This is a genomic window from Marivirga atlantica (assembly GCF_016734805.1).
In the GTDB taxonomy this organism is placed as follows: domain Bacteria; phylum Bacteroidota; class Bacteroidia; order Cytophagales; family Cyclobacteriaceae; genus Marivirga; species Marivirga atlantica.
On record NZ_JAERQG010000002.1, the window covers coordinates 487,405 to 508,017 of the forward strand.

A 20,613-nucleotide genomic window follows, 5' to 3' on the forward strand; every position below is an offset into this window, starting at 1 on the left:
TTAGAATTAATTAACACGCTTCTTTTCAAATTGAAGAGCTGAAGCGAAAAGCTCATTTTTTGCAGATCTTAAATCTGCTAAAGAAATCTCACTGGCCAGTGATTTTAATTTGTTTGTCTTTTGTTTGAACTCATTAAATTTATCACCTTCCACAGGCTTGTAGTTCATTTCTACTACAATCTCAGATTCTATTTTTCTGAAATCTGGCTGAAAATTATCATCAATAACAGCGAAAAGTGTTGTTGATTTTGCTTCCAGTTTTTTGAAGGTAATGTTATTGGTAGCCAACATTATTTCGTTTTTATTGGGCACCATATTTTTCAAGGTTGTTGTATTCGGTTGTGTGTTAACCTTTGCTGATTGCTTTGTTTTATTATCAACAGTTTCTGTTTTTGTGGCAGGTATCAGAAGCTGATTATCAGTATTTTGTGCCATGTTTAAGCTGTTGTTTAACTCAATTGGCTGTACAGCTACTGCTTTCTCTGTATTTCCGGATTGATAAGATGTATAGCCTATACCTAAAGTAAATAGTAGGGCTACACTAGCTGCCGCATACCACACTAAAGGTTTTTTATTTTTTTTATTATTACCGAGCTGAGCTTGTAACTGAGCCCAGGCATCAGCTGAAACCTGTTCACTATGTCGGTCAAGCTTATTCTTAAATAGGGTATCTAATTTATTTGATTCCATGGCTAAGCTGTATATTTTGTTCCATTTCAGCCAGTCTTTTTTGAAGCAATGTTCTCGCTCTACTTAACTGCGATTTGGAAGTGTTTTCACTAATTTCTAATTGTTCTCCTATTTCCTTATGTGAGTAGCCTTCAATGGCATAGAGGTTGAAAACCGTTCTATAACCTACAGGCAGCTCACTAATAAGTTTTAATAAATCATTGGCTTCAAGGTGGTCTTCAAGTCTTTCAAAGTTTGGATTATCATATGCCTCTTCAATGTCAATACTTAAAGCCATATTTTTGTTTCTCCTCAAATACATTAATGACTCATTCACCATTATCCTTTTCATCCAGCCTTCAAAATTTCCTTCACCACTATATTGATCAATGCGTTCAAAAATTTTAACGAAGGCTGTAACCATTGTTCCTTCTGCCTCAAGTCTATCTTTTATATACCTGCAGCAAATGCTAAGCATTCTTCCGGAGTATTTGTCAAATAGTGCTTTTTGTGCACTTGCCTTCTGACGTTTACACCCGGCAATTAAGCTTTCTTCGGTGGTGGATTTTTGGATAAACACTTTCATTTTTATGGTTACATAAGGAAGATGCACGAGCTATTGAAAGCGTTGCGTCAGTATTTAAGATTTTTTAAATATTATTGAATCTATTTTTATAAAGATAGTTAAATGTCAGAAAAACAGCTGTTTAGGTAATTTTTAAGTTTGTATGGAAAACCAAAAATTTGGCAATAAAAAAGCACCAGCTTAAAGACTGGTGCTCAAAAATAGTTTATTTAGGTTTTAATCCCTGCTTACTCTTCCACCGCTGCCACTGTTTGCATTAACATTTGCGTTCCCTTTATATCTTACTCTTCCTGCACTTGAAGCGTCTGCATTAAGTGTTCTAACAGGATTTACTTCAATACGGGCTGCGCTGGAAGCATCAGCATCGATGGTATTGCTACTAAGTTCAAATGCTCTTATAGAAGCGGAACTACTTGCTTTTGCTTCAAGCTTTTCTGCACTACCTTTTAAATATGCACTTGCCGCACTGGAAGCATCTACATCGAGGTTCTTATACCTTCCTTCTGCATAAACTTTTGCGGCAGAGCTTATATCTATGTCAAAAGATTCTTCTTCAAAACCAAATAGGTGAACAGTTGCAGCCGAAGAAGCACTTATCACATCTATATTTGGCATTGTTATTACTGCTTTGATTTTATGGTTATCACCATCCCAGAAACCGTTATGCTCTTGATACATTTTTAATGTGCTTCCTGATTGTTCTAGTCCAAGATTTTCAAAATCATCCTCTTCGCTGTATATAGTGATTGAATAGTTACTTCCTTCACTTACTTCAACAAAAATGCCTGTAGTTATATTTAACTTGCTAAAGTTACTATTACTGTATCTTCTTATATAAGCATCATCAATTGAAAATGGAGCTTTATAGAAATCGCCATTATAGCTATAGTCATTATTTAGTGCATTATCATTAGAATTTGGCTTATCAAAGGCATTTTCTTCACATGTCAAACACTCTAGCCCCTCTTCTGTAAATACCCAGGTGTTATTTGGTATCTGATAAGCAGAATATCCATTTCTATAAATAGTGTTTCTTAAAATATCCCTCAGCGAGTTATCCATTTCAAATTTCTGGTTAAAAGGGATGTAAAGGTTCATTTCAAGATCCTGTGCTCTAAAAATGGCATTTTCTTTGAATCTCAAGTCAGAATCGAATACTAATATTGAATCATCTTTCTGGATTACTTCATGCATAATCATTCCAGCATTTTCAATTGCGTTTTCCCTTGAAAATCCTCTTGCGTCAAAATTTTGCTCAAGTTTTATAGTATTGCCATCGTATCCAAAAATTGTTAGGGATGGCTCATCATAATCGTCATAGCCTATTTGTCTTACATCAAGCACCAATGTTTCTTTGCCATTAAGGTTAAATTCTGTTGTTTCAGTCAATACTCCTTTTTTGTTAAAATTCATGGCAGTGTTAAAAATCATGAACCCCGCAACTATTAACGAAACTATATAGAGACCCAATAATGAGAAACCGAATGTTTTATTAAGTACCCATTTTTTTGCTAATACACTAATCCCAGCTATTGTAATGAATACAGCAGGAATTACCAATAGTAAAAACATAACGATATTCTGCTCGACACTTACTGTATTAGCGAATATGTGTAAAGGAGCATCTAGCTCTCTCATAAATCTTTCAGGTATCAACCATCCTTCGTTGAATAGTACAAGGCTAAATGCGCTAGTTGCAAATGACAGACCCAGCACTATAAATACAAGACCAACTATTACTCTTATTATATCAACCACTACGTTTAGAATAGGACCTAGTACTTTGGCAAGACCTGTTAATATGATCGCAATTAATCTGAATGGAAATAGTAAAATCTTTGCCCAAACGCTTTCTTCACCATCTTTATCTTTAAAATTAGATTTTATGCTTTTCTCAATATTTGATAAAGTAATAGGAGTACCCTCCATTTGCATTTTTTCTGTTAAAGAGTTGGCTTTAGGTGTAATTAACCATAAAACCAGATAGATGAAGAAACCCGCAAATCCAGGGATAAGTAGTAATACAAATAGTAATCTTATTATGGCTACTTCAACACCAAGGTAGATTGCCAGACCTTTAGCAACACCAGCTATTACAACTCCATCTTTTCCTCTATATAGCTTCTTAACCTTTTCTGTTTCCGGTAAAAATGGATCGGCAGGCAGGAAAATCCAGCTAAGAATGTAGGCAACCACCACGATTAGGCCAACACCATTCCAGAAAGTAAGAGCTCCCAGAAGTATTAAAACTAACCTGATCCAAAGTACATCTACCTTAAAATAATGTGCTAAGCCAGCAGCTACACCGCCAATTATTTTGCGCTTAGTATCCCTGAATAATTTTTTTGAACCTTCCGTTTCGTAAAATTCTTTCTCTTCTGTTGTATATTCCTCTTGACCCGGCTCGCTTTCCTTTTCTGCCTTCTTAAAGTCTTCTATACTACCTAATGTAGCAATTAGGGCTTCAACGTCTTCCAGGTTGATAACTTGTTTGTCGTCTTTAAGCTTACTTAAAAAGATCTCGGCTATTCTATTTTCAATATCTGTTATGATTTCCTGACTTTCTTGAAAATCAGCGAAATAGCTATTAATTGTATCGAGGTAATTCTTTAGCTTTTCATAGCCATCTTCTTCAACATGAAAAATGATGCCTCCTATATTTATACTTACGTTCTTCTTCATTGCTTTAAAATTAAGTTTTTTGAATGAATGCTGCCATTAATTAGCAGATGTGTCTTTATTTTTCTTGGTTTGTTTCAGGTTTATCGTTTACAGACTTTGCTTCAAATGCTTTTGTAGTATTGAGCAGAGCATGTAATTCATCAGCTAATAGATTGGCTGTTTGCTTACCTTCATCCGTTAATTGATAGTGTTTTTTCGGTAAGCCACTTTCTGAATTCACCCATTCATATGTAAGAAGTCCCTCATGTTTAAATTTGAGCAGAAGTGGATATATGATCCCTTCAACAGCCAATAGATTGGCTTGTTGTAACTCCTCAATTAAATCAGATGCATAAACCTCTCCTCGAAGTAGTATCTGCATCACACAATATTCGAGAATTCCTTTTCTCATTTGTGATTTTATTTGTTCTGCTATCATAGAATTTAAATTAAATACAACCTTGGTGTTGCCACCGTTCTCATCATTGCTTCTATGCCAAGATGTGTACCAAGTCTTTTTACCGATTTTTTAAAATGAATTTTTTCAAGCGTAATACCCATTTGAAGCCTCTATTGCATGATTTATTTATAAGATGAAGGTGTTGGCCTTGTGGAAATGGAATGATGAGGTGTTCGTAATTGCCAAGCATAAGGATGAAAATTGTACGCCTACGTACACAATTGAAATTAATTATGCATGCTGTTGGTTTATTTATGATTATGCATTCTCTAAAATCAATAGATATTTATTAGTTTTAATTCAGGATGAAAATCAAAGTTCAACATATTTTAATTTGCTTTATCACAGTGCTCGGTGGTATCAATTCTACCAGGGCTCAGGTGAGCAAACCCAAATATGCCAATGAGTTCTTAGCCATTGGGGTAGGTGCTCGAGGATTAGCAATGGGTAATGCAGTGGTTGCTACAACAGTTGATGCTTCTGCCACTTATTGGAATCCGGCTAATTTGGTAAGGGTTAAAGCAGATAATAATCTTACCATACAACATGCGGAGTACTTTGCTGGAATTGCTGCTTATGATTATGTGGGTTATGCTACTCCAATAGATGAAAAAGGAGTAATGGGCATCTCATTTATTCGATTTGGTGTTGACGACATACCGGATACAAGGTATTTGTATGATGCCAATGGAGCTATTAACTATGATAATATAAGGTTCTTTTCAGCGGCAGATTATGCTTTTCAATTTTCTTATGCTCGTCCGCTGAGCTTGCTAGAAGGACTGAACTTTGGTGCAAATGCTAAAGTGGTGCATCGGTCGGTTGGTAAATTTGCCAATGCCTGGGGTTTTGGGCTAGATGCAGCCTTAGCCTACCAATTGAATAATTTTGATTTTGCCTTAGTCGGTAAAGATATATTTGGAACTTTCACTACCTGGTATCATAATACCAGCCTTATAGAGGATGTTTATTTACAAACGGGAAACGAAATTCCGGAGAACACTACTGAGATGACACTGCCTCGTCTAGTTCTTGGTGCAGCTTATACCCAACAATTACCTTATAACTTATCTATATTAGGTGAGATTAATCTGGAAACTACATTTGATGGGCCTAGAAATACTTATATATCAGAAGATATGTATTCGATTGATCCAAAATTCGGTATTGAAATAGCCTACAAGAACTTAGCTTTTTTAAGGTTTGGAGGTAATAATTTACAGAAGATAAGGAATTTTAACGGGAGCGAGCGTTGGAATGGACAATCCAATATTGGCATGGGATTTAAGTACAAAATACTACAGATAGATTATGCCTATACTGATTTAGGAGATGCTTCCGAATCTCTTTACTCTCATATTTTTACCATCATACTTAATTGGGATGCTAAAGAATAGATTATTTTACTTCATTTTTATCATCACCCCACTGTTTTCATTAAAAGCCCAATATGGAAACGAGTGGATCAATTTCAATCAGACTTATTACAAAATTGAAGTTGCACAGGAAGGTGTTTATCAACTAGACTTCAATTCGCTTAATGCTGCTCAAATTAACTTAAACAGTATTGATGCCCGTACATTTAAAATGTATCATCGGGGAGAGGAAATTGCACTCAATGTTACCGGTCAAAGTGATGGAAGGATAAACCAAGGTGATGTGATACAGTTTTTAGGCAAACCAAACGATGGAGAAAGTGATACACCGCTTTATGTAGAGCCTGACGCGCAGCCTCATACATACTACAATCTTTTTAATGATACCACATCCTATTTTTTAACATGGTCGTTAGATGGCAGTTTTGGTAAACGCATGGAGCGAATCAACCCTATTAGTAATAGCGGTGGTTTACCAATTCAGAGTTCTTATTTAAAAACTGTTAGAAATCTTTATGTAGGGGCGGATGTAGCAGGCAGTACTTACCCACCAGCTAATGAAGTACTAAAATCTGCTTTTGATTATGGTGAAGGATGGACCGGAGGTTTTTTCATTGGAGAAAGAAATATAGTGCTTAACAATATAAGTAAGCAAGTTAGAACCGATGATAATCTCAATTTTGAAATACTGGTTCAAGGAAGGAATAACTTGCTTCATGAGGTAGAAGTATTTGTTGGACCAAATTCGACAAATCTTAGAAGCATAGGGAACACAAACTTTCAAAAGTTTGAATTTGATAGAATTAGTGCGGAGCTTGACTGGTCGGATATTAACTCCAATGGTGACTTATATGTTAGAATAGTTAGCAGTGCCAGCGGCAACGATCGCGTTTCAGTTTCTTTTCTTCAATTGACTTATAATAAGTCTTTTGATATGAACAATGAGCTAAATAGCAGACTTGAATTAATAGGTAATTCCCAGGGTTCAGTCTATACTGAGTTTACTAACACAAATAGTACCGCTAGATTATTTAGAATAGATAATTTTAATGACCCTCAGATTCTGGAAACTAATCGTATAGGAAGCACTATTTCTACTGTTGTTCAAAATGCAGCTAATAATGTTCCAATTTATGTGCAGAATCAAAGTACAATTTCAGCCAATCTAAAAAAGGTCAGTTTTAGAAACCTCAATAGTGCTAATCCTGATTACATCATCATTAGCAATAAACTTTTAGACCGACCATTTGGTGAGTATAATAACCCTGTTAAGGCTTACAGTTCTTACCGAGCTACCATGGCAGGAGGAGGTTATGATACTTTGACAGTGTTTATGGATCAGCTTTTTAACCAATTTAATTATGGAGAAACTTCGCCTTTAGCCATTTACAGATTTAGTAGGTTTTTAGTAGAAAATACCAAGGCGGAATATGTCTTTTTAATTGGAAAGGGGTTGAACTGGTTTCATAAACCCTACCGAGTAATTAATGATACTACTGGTTACCGCGAGTATGTACCAAGTGCAGGTTATCCTGGGGCAGATAATCTTTATGGCTATAATATTCTAGAAAATAATCGACCTACTTTGGCTTACGGAAGATTAAATGCTCATTCACCTGAAATAGTAGCTAATTATTTGGATAAGATAATAGAAATGGAGACTCAACCGATTGATAATTTGAGAAGAAAGGCTTTTCTCCACTTATCTGGTGGTTTAAGTGAGAATGAAATTAACGAGTTTAGTGGATATATTGATGATTTCTCAAGTTTTGCAAGAGCTCCATATATAGGTGGTAGTGCCGAGGAAATAACCAAAGAAAGTACTCAAGTTATCGAAAGTTTAAACGTATCAGAACAAGTTAATCAAGGAGTGAATATGATTACTTTCTTCGGTCATTCTGAAACAAGTTCTTCTGATATCGATATTGGGTTCGTAAGTAACGATGATTTAGGGTACCAAAATCAAGGGAAGTATCCATTGATATACATTAATGGTTGCAATGCCGGCTCCATATATCAAATTGAAAGAAATGCTATAACTTTTGGAGAAGATTGGGTAAATACTCCGAACAAAGGTGCATTACATGTAATGGCTCATACTGCCTTAGGCTTACAAAACGAGCTAAAAAGGTATTCAGATATTTTTTATGCCAAGGCTTTTGGTGACTCAGCTCTTATTGATGAACCAATTGGTAAAGTACATTTAGAAACTTCTAAAGCTTATTTGGAGGTTTTTGGTAATAATCCTGCTGAATTATTTATAGCCCAGGCACAGCAATTTAACTTAATGGGAGATCCTGGTTATAGGCTTTTTCCTACAAATCAACCTGATTTTGAAATAACCAATAATGCTATTGACCTAGTTTCTTTAAATGGACTGCCAATTGATGCAACAACGGCAGAATTTGCTTTTGATCTCATTATAAAGAATTATGGTATTACAACAGATGATTCATTAGCAATAACTGTAAACAGAAGGCTTCCTGACAACTCTCTAATTCCACTTGATACCCAATACTATGACTCACCTTATAATCAGGACACTATTAGGTTTTTTGTAGAAAATACCTCTTTAGGTCAATTCGGAGAAAGTACTTTTGAGTTTCAGCTAGATCCTTTAGATAGCATTTCAGAAATGAGAGAGGACAATAATATGGCTAGTTTTAACTACTTCTTTAGTCTGGGAACTACATTAAACTTATATCCTTATCCATTTTCTATTGTTAATGAAGCCGATGTTACTTTAACTGCTCAGTCTATTGATTTGCTTTCAAAAGAACGTAATTATTTATTTGAAATTGACACTACACCAACCTTCGATTCTCCTTTCTTAAAGCAAGAAACAGTTACTGCTAAAGTTATTGCTAAGTGGAGTACTTCTTTATTGAATAATAGCAATCAGTCATACTATTGGCGAAGTAAGTTTGCTGCTATTGAGGAAGGAGAGGTCGATCAATGGAGCACTTCAAGTTTTATATTTAATTCAGCATTAGAAAAAGGTTGGGCGCAAAATAAAACTGATCAGTTTAATGCCGGTGAGGTTAGTGGCTTGGTCATAGAGAATTCAGATTGGTCATATGAAGAAAATACTATTGATCTTAATGTGATTAGTCCAGCTGATTCAGGAGCTCAAAGAATGAGTATCAGGATTAATTCAGAGGAATTTTCACCATATGGTTTTGCGGTAGACCAATGCGCACCTCAGGCCGTACACTTAGTAGCTTTTGATCAATTCTCAGGTGAGCCGTATAGAATTCTTAATAATGGAGGTTTTGATAGGACCGATCCGTTTTCATGTGGAAGAAGTCCGCAGGTTATTAACGAAATACCCAACAGCCAGTTAAATAACCCGACTACTTATTTTCAGAGTTATTATGATCAATTGCCTGCAGGCGATTATGTGTTGATGCTCTCTTTTGATAGTGCGGCATGGAATGTTTTAAGAGCTAATAATCGGGAAGAAGTACTAGACCTGGGTGCTAGCTCTGCTGTTTTTGATAATATTGAAAACGGGAACCCTTATATTTTATTTGGAAGAAAGGGAATAGGAGAGGGACAGGGAATTGAATCATATTCTTTTGATCAACCTGATAATGATCCCAGTAAGCAATTAACAATAAGTTTGAATCAAACAATTGATATTAGTTTTCAATCAGGCTCCGTTACTTCTACGGTAGTTGGGCCGGCAAGAAGCTGGAAAAGTGTAGATGCTAATTTTGATGGTGTTGAAGCAAGTGATGATATAAGAGTAGATGTTTTTGGAATTGATACACTCAATAATCAAACCCTTTTATTTTCCGATGTGAGTTTACCTGCTTCAATTGAAAGTGTAGATGCTTCTATATATCCTCAATTAAGATTAAGAACTGTTTTGACTGATAGTGTTGAACTAACACCTCCAAGATTGGTACAATGGCAAGTGACTTACGAGGAATTGCCAGATGCTGTTCTATTATTAAACGATGAGGTACCTACCACCCAACCTGTTTTAGCAGAGGGAGAAGATTATGAGCGTACTTATTCAGCAGTTAATGTTACACCGAATAGTTTTACCGATAGTATTACCTACAGTCAACGAATTTTTAACCAAACTACCAGAACTGAAGAAATAAACAATTTTAAACTTAAAGCTTTAGAGGCTGAAGAAACCGTTAATTTTTCAGTAGGTATTAATACTCGTGGGAAAGTAGGGGTAAATAATGCTGCGGTTATTTTAAATAGTAATAATCAAAGTTCGGAGTATAGATCAGTTAATAATCAAATAAGTCTTAACGATTTAATTGATGTTAAAAGAGATTCACTACCACCATTTATTGATGTTACTTTCGATGGAATTAATATTCTGGATGGAGATATTGTTTCACCATCACCAATCATAAAGATGGTGTTAAAAGATGAGAACGATTTTATTCTTAGAACAGACACCAGCGGCCTTTCACTCAGCATAGAACAGCAATGTGAGAGCTGTCAGCGTCAACCTATTTATTTTTCAAATCCACGGGTTTCCTTTGAAGCCGCTACTGATGAAAGACCTTTTACAGTTACTTATAATCCGGAAAAATTTGATGATGGAACCTATACTTTGAGGGCATCAGCGGAAGATGCAAGTGGTAATAGTGCCGGAGAAGAGCCTTTTCAGGTGAGCTTTGAGGTGGTTAATGCTTCAACTATTACTAATTTTTATCCTTATCCTAATCCATTTTCAACACAGACTAGATTTGTATTTACCTTAACTGGTTCTGAAATTCCTAATGAAATCAAAATTCAGATTTTAACAGTAAGCGGAAGAGTAGTTAGAGAAATACTTCAAGATGAAATTGGTATGATTCATATAGGTAATAATATCACTGAATATGCCTGGGATGGTCGTGATCAATTCGGAGATAAGCTGGCCAATGGTGTTTACTTATATAGAGTATTAGTCAGAAATAATGGCAACTTTATGGAACAGCGAGCTACTAGTGCTGATAAGGCTTTCAAGAAAGGATATGGTAAGCTTTATATCCTCAGATAGACTTACCAAGCCAATATCCAGCTGTTATCAGTAACAATGCTACTAATAGGCTAATTAATGTATAGGAGATGAAGTACAAATAATCCCCATTTTGTAAGTAGCTAAAATTCTCAAAAGTAAAGGTTGAGAAGGTAGTAAAACCGCCACAAAATCCTGTTACTAAAAGTAAAGCCCAAAACGAATTAGGTTCATTAGTTTTTATTAAATAGGCAATTAAGAAACCAAATAGAAAAGAGCCTAGCAGGTTAGCCAGCAAAGTGCCTATTGGCAGAAATATAGTTTTGCTACCATTGAGATAATAAGACAGAAGATAGCGGAATCCGCTACCAAAAAAGCCTCCTAAGCCAACAAGAATAAATGATTTCAGCATGTCATTTTAATTAGAAGAAAATTTTCTTTCCCAACGACTTCTGTCATACACCAGCTTACCACCGGCATTCCATTCCTGTTTTATGTAAGGCCTGAAATCTTTAGCGAATGGATCGTTGCCGTATTCAATAGTTTTCTTTCTTCTTCTACGATTATCGTAATATTCAACCCAAAGACCTACCTTATTGTCAAACCTGTATTCACCTTGCACTGCTATTTCTCCATTTTCATGAAAGAATAAGTAAGTACCTTCTTTCTCTCCATACTCAATAGGGGTAACTTCTTTTACTTTAGTTCGCTCGGCATCATAATAGATGATTTCAGATTCGATAGGCCATCCTTTAAAGTAAACCTGCTTATTAAGTAGAATTCCATTTTTATCATGTCGCATCCATCGGCCATGTTTTAGGCCGTTCCAATACATGCCAGATTCAACCACTACATCATCAACTATTTTTTCGTAAGGGCCATGTAAAATAGCTGAGAATTTCTTGTCAGGATTTCTATTATTTCTGATGGCTTTTCTGCGGTAATCGTACCAATAAAAATCTCTTACAAAAGGATCAGGTTTAGCCCACTCTTTTTTAAGTGTATTAAATAATTCCCTTGTTCCACCTCCAATTCCTGAAATGCTAAAGCCTTTTCTGGTTTTCTTGCCATAATAGAAGTTCCTTTTTGGTTTTTTCTCTTTCTTATCCTTGTCATCTTCCTCTTCTTCCTCTTCGGGAGTTTCAAGGTCGATATTTACAGGAGCACCATCTAAGAACTGGAAGGTTGTTCTTACACTGTCGCTAGCTGTTTTGGTTGTGTCAGCCGGTTTATTCTCTTGAGTAAAGCCATAAAAGAGTAATCCTGTAAAGCAGAAAAGAAATAGTATTAATTTGCGCATGGTTCAGAAACGAAAACAGCCCGAAGATATTGAAATCTTCAGGCTGTTCAAAATTAAAGAATTGATCTTATAAATGTTATTTCATCATATCAACACTTCTGCTGATGAATGAGGTTAAATCTTTACCATTTAACATATTTTGCGACAATAGCGCTAAGTCATAAGCTTGCTTTGCCATTGCCTTCTGTTTGTTTTCATCAGTTTCTTTTAAGATTTTACTGGCTACGGAGTGATTACCGTTTACCGTCATATTAAACTGATCAGGCATAGTACCCATAAAGGGCATACCGCCACCGCCTGTTTGCGCCATATCCTTCATTCTTCTCATAAACTCAGGAAGCGTTATGGTTACAGGTAATTCATCAGGTGATAATGCTTCAATAGTCACATTCATTGACTGATTGTCAGCAGCACTCTCAAAAATACCTTTTAACTTTTCCTTTTCTTCGTCAGATAAAACTAATTCAGCTTTTTCATCTTTATCGATAAGCTTGTCAACAATATCAGCATCTACACGCTTCATGCTGGTTTTCTCAAGCTTTTGTTCCAACATATTAATGAAGTGGCTATCTATAGGGCTATCCAATAAAACTACATCATAACCTTTTTTCTCAGCTGATGTGATAAATGCATCTTGCTTATCAGGATTGGTCGCGTAAATGATGTTTACATTATCATCCTTATCAGTCTGATTGGTTTTTACCTGCTCTTTGTATTCATCAATAGTGAAGTACTTATCTTCATTTATACTCTTTAGTAAGCAGAATTTTTGAGCTTTGTCATAGAATTTATCATCGCTCATCATGCCATATTTGATGAATAAGCCGATGCTGTCCCATTTCTCTTCGAAGCCTTTCCTGTCCTTTTTAAATAAGTCAGAAAGTTTGTCAGCTACTTTTTTAGTAATGTGGTTGTTGATTTTCTTCACATTACTATCAGCTTGCAAGTAACTTCTCGATACGTTTAGAGGAATATCAGGTGAATCAATAACACCATGTAAAAGCATCAGGAATTCAGGAACTACATCCTTCACTTCATCAGTAATAAATACCTGACGAGAATAAAGCTGTATCTTATTTTTCTGAATCTCTAACTCATTCTTGATTTTAGGGAAGTAAAGGATACCTGTCAGATTAAAAGGGTAATCCACATTTAGGTGTATCCAGAATAAAGGCTCTTCGCTGAATGGATAAAGTTCTTTATAGAATTCTTTATAATCTTCATCTTTTAAATCTGCCGGAGATTTGGTCCAAAGTGGCTCAGGGTTATTAATTACATCTGGCTTCTTGATAGTTTTTTCCTTAGCATCATCGCCTTCACCTTCCTTAATGGTTTCTTCTTTCTCACCAAAAACAATTGGTACTGGTAAGAATTTACAATACTTATTAAGAATTTCTCTAACTCTGGCTTCTTCTAAAAATTCTTCAGAATCCTTATTGATGTGTAGGATTACTTCAGAACCTCTTTCTTTCTTTTCACCCTCGTTAATTTCAAATTCAGTACTTCCATCGCAAATCCAATGTGCAGGATTGGCACCTTCTTCCCTCGAGAGAGATTTAATTTCCACTTTATCAGCCACCATGAAAGCTGAGTAGAAGCCTAAACCAAAATGACCTATAATACCAGCTCCTTCACCTTTCTCTTTATACTTCTCTACAAACTCAGTAGCACCAGAGAAGGCGATTTGGTTAATGTATTTTTTGATCTCTTCAGCGGTCATCCCAATACCTCGGTCGATCACATGAAGAGTTTTCTTCTTTTTGTTGATTTTGATTTCGATGTTGGTATTACCTAAATCACCTTTGTATTCACCTAATGCTGATAAGCTTTTGATTTTTTGAGTGGCATCAACAGCATTAGAAACTAATTCTCTAAGAAAAACCTCATGATCTGAATAAAGGAATTTCTTAATAATCGGGAATATATTTTCCGAATGTATTGAAATGGTACCTTTCTCTTGCATAATATATTTTCAGTTTAATTTTAAGTCTGCCTGCCATATATCAAAGCCTATTCCATTTCTCAAACTGTCTTGATTAATGGTAATTTTCTGTCAGGCTGACAGCAATTAGCACATATTGACAAATCAGTCTGTAAAGTTTGCAGCCTATATCTGCCAGAGATTAAGGAACAAAAAAAGGGTTGAATAGCCATTCAACCCTTTTTAGGTATATGATTCTTTATAATTAGCTTATCGTAATCTATCCATTGATCGTACCAATTTCTCATCTTTTCTTATAAAGCGTATTGCCAAGGAGTTGAATATTAAGGCGATGGCCGGTAAAAATAATCCGTATTGATAACCACTATCGGCACCGGCCAGTATACTCGACTCTGCTTTTGAGGCCCACCAGGCTGAAAGAATTAAGGTAGTACCCATCAGCAATGAATTAACACTTGAAATCATAATCTGTCGATTTCTCTTTTTGTACATTCCTATAGAGAAAAGAGCCAGGCAAGCTGCTATTAAGGCTAACGCACCCGGAATAAAATATGGAACAAAAACGTATTGAATTTCTGACTCTATGTTCGCTACTTTTTCAACATAGAAAGCTGTTTGGGAATAAGACTGTCCAGAATTAACATCTTGTTTCTCCCAGATAGGTGCAAAAAGAAAGATGATAAGACAGAGGCCTACAACTAATAAAAAAATGCTTTGTATTCTTTGAATCATTGCTTTTTGGTTTAGCGGCAAAGATAATTATAAAACTGAGTTTTAATGAAATTAGAGTCTTATTATAAAGTTTCAAATGGACAATACCTCTGTAATGTTAAAATGATTAAGCAAATTATGCAATTTGAAAATTATTTTAAATCTACTGCTATTAAGCCTAAACCATGAGCTTGCTTTTGCTCTTCATCATTTAAGCCAGGACCAATTGAAAATTGAATGCTTTCAACCCTGTTTATATCGAATGAATCACTTAATTCATGATCAAAATAGTATGGTAAAAAACTAGGGTAGGGTCTTGGTAGTGTTACTGTCTTTACTAGCTTCAAGCTGCTAAGCTCTATGCTGTAAATATCAGTTTTATCTGCGATTTCAACCAAACCACCAAATGATATTCCATTATCCATGACCAATGCTACTTGCAACTTTAAGGGGGTATTGGTTAATGACCTAGCTTTAATGTTGATTCTTGTAAAATGTGCTAAGTTGTCTTCTCTACTATCTATATTGTCTTTAATGAAATGCTTGAAGGTATAATCATATATAGGTTCGGCATTCAGGTTTTCATTATCTATTATAAAGAGTTTCTCAATATACATTTGAGCCTCGTATTCATTTTCTTCAGTAGTTGGAACCAGCTGAAAGCCTTTTCTCCATTGTCTCACTAAATCGTTTGTATCATCTTTAGCATTGAATAAATGCAATGGAAAGTGTTTAGGAATTACTTTTACATTATAAGTTGCTCTTTCATAGAAATCCCACTGAAAGGGGAGTCCTTCTTTTTGAGCAGGATAGGTTATATGCTTACCATTTTGCGTGGCTATTACATAATAATTAAGAAAGCCTGCATGATCTAACTCAACAGGAATATATCCTGTATATATGTATGGTGTAGTTTCAGTTAGTGTTATGGCTTGAGGTCTCCATCCCTTAAAATAAGAAACATAAATGGAGTCAGGCTTGTCGGGAGCAATGTACTGAACTTCAACTTTTATTGAGTCTCCAATAATTACTTCTTCATAAGGCTTATGGCTAAAGTATACTTTGTCAACATTATCCTTAGGGGCAATAAAACTGCTTATGTAGCCTCCTTTAAATGGAGTACCAGTTTGTATTTTCGTATCCTTTGCAGATGATAGGATATACGTGCCTGGAGAAATTTGAATGACTCCTTCTTTAGCTTGAGTTTGGTATGTATTGTTTTTATTGATGCCTTGAACAAAATAATCATTTCCTAAATTGGGAAGGATTATTTTTAAATCGTGCTTCACTGAATTGATTACGCCAATAGTTTTGCTGAGGCTATTTCTACCAAATGGATTGTTAACCCAAACAGCATCTGGCATTAATTCTAATCTCCAGCTATTTTTATCAAGTTTATCTAGAAAGTATGCGCCTTTCCCTTTGTATTCAATAATGCTTGAGTTGCCAAAGCCTGCTATTTCATTTAAGCTTTTTATACTCTTTGGCAAAATATCATTGTTATTCGTATATATAAAAGTGCTTTCAGAATTATAGACAGCTAAATCATTTTGATAATTTACCTGAAAGTTTTGAAAAGTCTTATTATCAGGATAGGAACCGAAAGATTTATACATAGGCACCTCTTCAAAAACTTTAGCTGCAATCATTAAACCTAGTGCTTTTGAAGGAGTATAGGCTAAATTCATATAATGTGTATTGTATTCAGTATTGTAGCGAGCCATAAAAGTTGGATCGTATGCAAAATGAGTGGCTATTTGGATGCCAGCCGATCGGAAGCTTCTGGCCATTGCTGGATATATGTATGATCGGCCTACATCAGCTGCGTCAAATTCATAAACTAATTTTGCTGCTCCATATGATTTAAAAGATGAATCAAATGGAATTTTGTAGTCATTCACATTAGGAAGTAAGTTTCCTGTAAGCTCTTTGCCATAGCCTAAACCTGTTGGATACCACTGAAAGGTACCGCCATCAATGCCACCATCAAGGTAATTATCGGCAAAATGTACAGCATGACTCATATTGTAAAATATAGGTTTCTCACATCCTGACTTTTTAATGGCTTGTACCATTCCTTTTACAAATTTTGTTACCTCTTGAGCTTCGCCTCTATGGTGGGGCTCATTGCTCACTTCAATAGCAATCAAATTGGGATCTTCTTTGTAGGAAATGCCATTATAGCTGTTCACATGATTCATGAATTGGGTAAGATAATTTTGCTGGGCACTTATGCATTTTGGATCAGTAAGGCAATCTCCTTTTCCGTATTTATTAGAAAACCCTGAGGTGTTCTGATCAGGTTCCGGCCAACCATTGCCCCAAAAAGCTATTGGTGTTATAACATAATTTATGTTATTCTGCTTGAGCTTGTGTAGGAGGTAGTCAAAATGATCTAGGTGTTCATTGTTAATAAGGTTGCCAAGTGTATCACTTATTTCTGTGTCCCAAACGTGTATACGGTAGAGATTAAAACCAAGCCTTTTGAAATGGTAAATGTCCTTTTCAATAGCTTCTTTTTGGTTGATTCCTAATTTTTCAGCAGTTCGATAGGCATGGGCAAAAGGGACGGTATAGTTAATTCCAAAACCTTTAACCTCCTCCTCAGAATTACTCCATCTAATAACTCCTTGGTTATCTACATAAGTACTAGCTCTTTCCTGGGCAAGTGAATTAAAATGAATGAATAATAGGGATATTAAGATGTATCGCATGATTATATGTTTAAGAAATAGTTGTTCTCTGCAACCTTAAATAGGTTCGAAATTCACAGACTTATGAAGCCCTCATTAATTTATTTTTTAAATAACGTAAAAAAAACGTTTATTTTTATAAACGTATAAAATACATTTATTATATTCAAGCTAATTATGGTAATAAGATGTGGTCATCTCTCCATTGTTTGGTTGAAAATCATGCAAGATCTGAGTGTGATAATTGATTAGAAAGCCATGTCAATTAGTAATTAAAATAATAAACTATGAGGAAAATTTTTACGATATGCTTGATGCTTGCTGTAAGCTTTCAACTTAGTGCTCAAAAATTGGTGGTGAGCGGAAAGGTTACTGATGCTGAAGCAGGAGAGGGACTCCCTAGTGTTACAGTAAGAGAAAAAGGTACAGGCAATGGAGTTGTAACTGATTTAGATGGTAATTTCAAAATAGCTATTTCTGATAGTGATGCTATTTTGATTTTTAGTTTTATCGGTATGCAAACGATTGAAATTCCTGTTAATGGTAGGAGTACCATAGATGTACAAATGCAAACTGATATAACCCAGCTAGGTGAGGTGGTAGTAATCGGATACGGTACAACTACTACCAAAGATGCAACCGGTTCATTAACTGCTATTGATGAATCTGACTTTAATAAAGGTAATATCGTTACACCTGAAAACCTTCTATCAGGAAGGGTAGCAGGTGTTAATGTAAGTACTGGAGGTGCTCCAGGTTCGGGATCAACTATTAGAATTAGAGGAGGCTCATCTCTATCAGCATCTAACAATCCCTTAATTGTTATCAATGGTTTGCCTATCGATGAGAATTCTGTTGGTGGCAGTAGGTCAGTACTAAGTACTATAAACCCTAATGACATTGAATCATTTACCATTTTAAAGGATGCCTCAGCAACAGCTATATATGGCTCTAGGGCAGCTAATGGTGTGATAATGATTACAACTAAACAGGGAACTGACGACTTAAAGGTATCTCTTGACTTACAAGGGGGTATGAGCGAATTACCCAATAAAATAGATGTTTTTTCAGCTGAAGAATTCCGCTCTTTAATTGAAGAAAGATTGCCGGATAGAGTTGAGGACTTAGGAGGCGCCAATACAGATTGGCAAGATGAGATATATAGACAGGCTTATATGTACAACGCCAATGCTTCCGTACAAGGAACATTCTTTGATTTTTTGCCGGCAAGAATCTCAGTGGGTCGATCAGACCAAGAGGGTATTCGGTTAACATCTCGCTTCGAGCGGAATACGGTTAATCTTAATATGACACCATCTTTACTGAATGATAATTTAAAAGTGAATTTAAATGCTAATTACGCGAACGAGCAAAATAGATTTGCTAGTGGACAAGAGGGTAATGCATTAATTTATGATCCAACTCAACCTGTATATGATCCTAATTCCCCATTTGGAGGGTTTTTCCAATATCTCTCTGATACTTATGATCCTAATGACGATGAGTTAAATGAAAGCGATTTTTTAAGCTTGGCGCCTTTTAATCCTGTTGCTGAATTGCTTCAAAGGAGAGATGTTTCAGATGTTAATAGATTCTATGGAAACCTAAAGCTTGATTATACCATGCCCTTCTTTCCAAGTTTATCAGCAACTATTAATACAGGAATAGATTATCAACGTGGAGAAGGTTCTATTAAGGTCTCAAACCAGAATCCGTTAGCTCAAAATGATGGTTCTATTATTGGTTCTGAGAGCGATTATTATAATATAAGAGAAAATAGACTATTTGATTTTTACCTCAATTATAAAGAAGGCTTTGGTAATTTAAATGTTGATGCAACAGCTGGTTATTCATATCAGATTTTTGAGTTGGAGAATTATACTTCTGGTGAGAAATTATTAGACACTGAAGATACTGAGCCAGTAACTACTATCCCTACAGATGTTGTATTGATTGGTTTATTTGGGAGAGCTAATTTCTCATATGATGGTAAATATTTATTAACGCTTTCTTTTAGAAATGATGCTTCATCGCGATTTTTAGATGAATACCGATGGGGTTTCTTTCCTGCAGCAGCATTTGCCTGGCAAATTAAGGAGGAATTCTTGAAAGAAGTTAATCAAATAAGCTCGTTGAAGTTAAGACTAGGCTATGGTGTTACCGGTCAGCAGCAGATACCTGGTGACGAGGAGGTTTATCTACCTATTTACAGAACGTCACTACCAAGTTCACAATATCAGTTTGGCAATCAGGCTTATACCATTGGAGTGCCGGCTTTCAGGAATTCTAATTTGAAATGGGAAGAAACCACAAGTTATAATATCGGACTTGACTATGGATTGTTTAATGAAAGATTTACAGGGACCGTAGATTATTTTATAAAGGAAACCCAGGACCTTTTTTATAATGCTACTATTGCCGAAGGCTCAAATTTTAGTAATGCAGGTATTCAGAATCTAGGTGACTTCACCGTAAAGGGCTTAGAATTAGCAATTAATACAGTTGTGTTCAGTAATAGTGAAGGTTTTAACTGGGATTTTAATCTAAACGCAACAACATTAAATACTGAAATTACCAGATTAGCTTTTGATCAAGATGCTTTCGTAGGTGGTATTGGGGGTGGTACAGGTGGTACTGTTCAGATATACCGTCCTGGTTATGATCCTTATAGTTTTTACGTTTATAAGCAGCTATACGATACAAACGGTGATCCAATTGAGGGTGCATATGCTGATTTAAATGGTGATAATATTATCAACAATGATGATAAGTATATTTATCATAACGCTACACCTAAATGGAATTTTGGTTTCCTATCAAATATGAGCTACGGACCACTAGACTTCACCTTTAATATCAGGGCTAATACAGGGAACTATATGTACAACAATGTCAATTCAGCAAGAGCTCAGTATGACTTAATTACGTTGAATTCTAATCTTTCTAACATTCCTACTTCTGTTCAAAATACAGGTTTTGTTCAAACTGAGGATGTGATACTCTCAGACTATTACATAGAAGACGCTTCTTTCTTAAGAATGGATAACATTACGTTAGGTTATACTTTTGAGAATTTACTTGTGAAAAATAGTAGTTTAAGAGTATCAGCTGGTGTTCAAAATGTATTTACCATTACAAATTATTCAGGACTAGACCCTGAAGTATTTGGAGGGATAGATAACACAATATATCCAAGAGCGAGAACCTATTTCCTGGGAGCAAACATTAGATTTTAAAATTTCG

12 protein-coding genes are annotated in these 20,613 nt (G+C 35.4%); 3 read left to right on the forward strand and 9 right to left on the reverse strand.

Going from position 1 to position 20,613, the window contains the following annotated elements; translation table 11 throughout:
• Positions 1-6: 6 nt before the first annotated feature.
• The 4 genes from JKP34_RS09530 to JKP34_RS09545 form a co-directional block, all read right to left on the reverse strand.
• Positions 7-690 (reverse strand): hypothetical protein, encoded by a 684-nt coding sequence (locus JKP34_RS09530; protein WP_201920218.1) that lies wholly within the window; start codon positions 688-690, stop codon positions 7-9.
• Complete coding sequence (locus JKP34_RS09535; RefSeq protein ID WP_201920221.1) at positions 677-1,255, reverse strand: RNA polymerase sigma factor; 579 nt, start codon at positions 1,253-1,255, stop codon at positions 677-679. Before JKP34_RS09535 ends, JKP34_RS09530 begins: the two co-directional genes overlap by 14 nt.
• Before the next feature lie 216 nt (positions 1,256-1,471).
• The gene (locus JKP34_RS09540; protein ID WP_201920225.1) at positions 1,472-3,937 is read right to left on the reverse strand and encodes a GIN domain-containing protein; all 2,466 of its coding nucleotides are present in this window, start codon (positions 3,935-3,937) and stop codon (positions 1,472-1,474) included.
• 55 nt (positions 3,938-3,992) lie between these two features.
• Positions 3,993-4,328, reverse strand: a complete 336-nt coding sequence (locus tag JKP34_RS09545; RefSeq protein WP_236664955.1) for a PadR family transcriptional regulator — start codon at positions 4,326-4,328, stop codon at positions 3,993-3,995.
• 353 nt (positions 4,329-4,681) lie between these two features.
• Here JKP34_RS09545 and JKP34_RS09550 point away from each other — a divergent pair, with 353 nt between their 5' ends.
• Together JKP34_RS09550 and porU2 are read left to right on the forward strand one after the other, a co-directional pair.
• A complete protein-coding gene (locus JKP34_RS09550) occupies positions 4,682-5,773 on the forward strand; it encodes a putative type IX sorting system protein PorV2 (RefSeq protein ID WP_201920231.1) in 1,092 nt (363 codons plus the stop codon).
• Positions 5,760-10,766, forward strand: a complete 5,007-nt coding sequence (gene porU2 / locus JKP34_RS09555) for a putative type IX secretion system sortase PorU2 (protein ID WP_201920234.1) — start codon at positions 5,760-5,762, stop codon at positions 10,764-10,766. Before JKP34_RS09550 ends, porU2 begins: the two co-directional genes overlap by 14 nt.
• Here the strand turns inward: porU2 and crcB are convergent.
• The 5 genes from crcB to JKP34_RS09580 form a co-directional block, all read right to left on the reverse strand.
• Positions 10,759-11,136, reverse strand: coding sequence for a fluoride efflux transporter CrcB (gene crcB, locus JKP34_RS09560; protein WP_201920237.1), 378 nt, complete (start codon positions 11,134-11,136; stop codon positions 10,759-10,761). The two genes, porU2 and crcB, sit on opposite strands and share 8 nt — an antisense overlap.
• A gap of 6 nt (positions 11,137-11,142) precedes the next feature.
• Positions 11,143-12,024 carry a toxin-antitoxin system YwqK family antitoxin gene (locus JKP34_RS09565; RefSeq protein WP_201920241.1) on the reverse strand — a complete coding sequence of 294 codons (882 nt, stop codon included), beginning with the start codon at positions 12,022-12,024 and terminating at the stop codon, positions 11,143-11,145.
• A gap of 76 nt (positions 12,025-12,100) precedes the next feature.
• Positions 12,101-13,987, reverse strand: coding sequence for a molecular chaperone HtpG (htpG, locus tag JKP34_RS09570; protein ID WP_201920245.1), 1,887 nt, complete (start codon positions 13,985-13,987; stop codon positions 12,101-12,103).
• Between the two features lie 228 nt (positions 13,988-14,215).
• Complete coding sequence (locus JKP34_RS09575; protein ID WP_201920248.1) at positions 14,216-14,698, reverse strand: DUF4293 domain-containing protein; 483 nt, start codon at positions 14,696-14,698, stop codon at positions 14,216-14,218.
• A 131-nt stretch (positions 14,699-14,829) separates the two neighbouring features.
• A complete protein-coding gene (locus JKP34_RS09580) occupies positions 14,830-17,391 on the reverse strand; it encodes a glycoside hydrolase 5 family protein (protein WP_201920251.1) in 2,562 nt (853 codons plus the stop codon).
• A 266-nt stretch (positions 17,392-17,657) separates the two neighbouring features.
• On the opposite strand from JKP34_RS09580, the gene JKP34_RS09585 reads away from it, so the two are divergent.
• A complete protein-coding gene (locus JKP34_RS09585; RefSeq protein WP_201920255.1) occupies positions 17,658-20,606 on the forward strand; it encodes a SusC/RagA family TonB-linked outer membrane protein in 2,949 nt (982 codons plus the stop codon).
• Positions 20,607-20,613: the final 7 nt, after the last annotated feature.

What these genes read in the sequence shown, in the direction of transcription:
- JKP34_RS09580 (WP_201920251.1), bottom strand. Translation starts at nt 17,391, where the DNA reads ATGCGATACATCTTAATATCCCTATTATTCATTCATTTTAATTCACTT.
- JKP34_RS09550 (WP_201920231.1), top strand. Translation starts at nt 4,682, where the DNA reads ATGAAAATCAAAGTTCAACATATTTTAATTTGCTTTATCACAGTGCTC.
- JKP34_RS09565 (WP_201920241.1), bottom strand. Translation starts at nt 12,024, where the DNA reads ATGCGCAAATTAATACTATTTCTTTTCTGCTTTACAGGATTACTCTTT.
- JKP34_RS09585 (WP_201920255.1), top strand. Translation starts at nt 17,658, where the DNA reads ATGAGGAAAATTTTTACGATATGCTTGATGCTTGCTGTAAGCTTTCAA.
- JKP34_RS09535 (WP_201920221.1), bottom strand. Translation starts at nt 1,255, where the DNA reads ATGAAAGTGTTTATCCAAAAATCCACCACCGAAGAAAGCTTAATTGCC.
- crcB (WP_201920237.1), bottom strand. Translation starts at nt 11,136, where the DNA reads ATGCTGAAATCATTTATTCTTGTTGGCTTAGGAGGCTTTTTTGGTAGC.
- htpG (WP_201920245.1), bottom strand. Translation starts at nt 13,987, where the DNA reads ATGCAAGAGAAAGGTACCATTTCAATACATTCGGAAAATATATTCCCG.
- JKP34_RS09540 (WP_201920225.1), bottom strand. Translation starts at nt 3,937, where the DNA reads ATGAAGAAGAACGTAAGTATAAATATAGGAGGCATCATTTTTCATGTT.
- porU2 (WP_201920234.1), top strand. Translation starts at nt 5,760, where the DNA reads ATGCTAAAGAATAGATTATTTTACTTCATTTTTATCATCACCCCACTG.
- JKP34_RS09545 (WP_236664955.1), bottom strand. Translation starts at nt 4,328, where the DNA reads ATGAGAAAAGGAATTCTCGAATATTGTGTGATGCAGATACTACTTCGA.
- JKP34_RS09575 (WP_201920248.1), bottom strand. Translation starts at nt 14,698, where the DNA reads ATGATTCAAAGAATACAAAGCATTTTTTTATTAGTTGTAGGCCTCTGT.
- JKP34_RS09530 (WP_201920218.1), bottom strand. Translation starts at nt 690, where the DNA reads ATGGAATCAAATAAATTAGATACCCTATTTAAGAATAAGCTTGACCGA.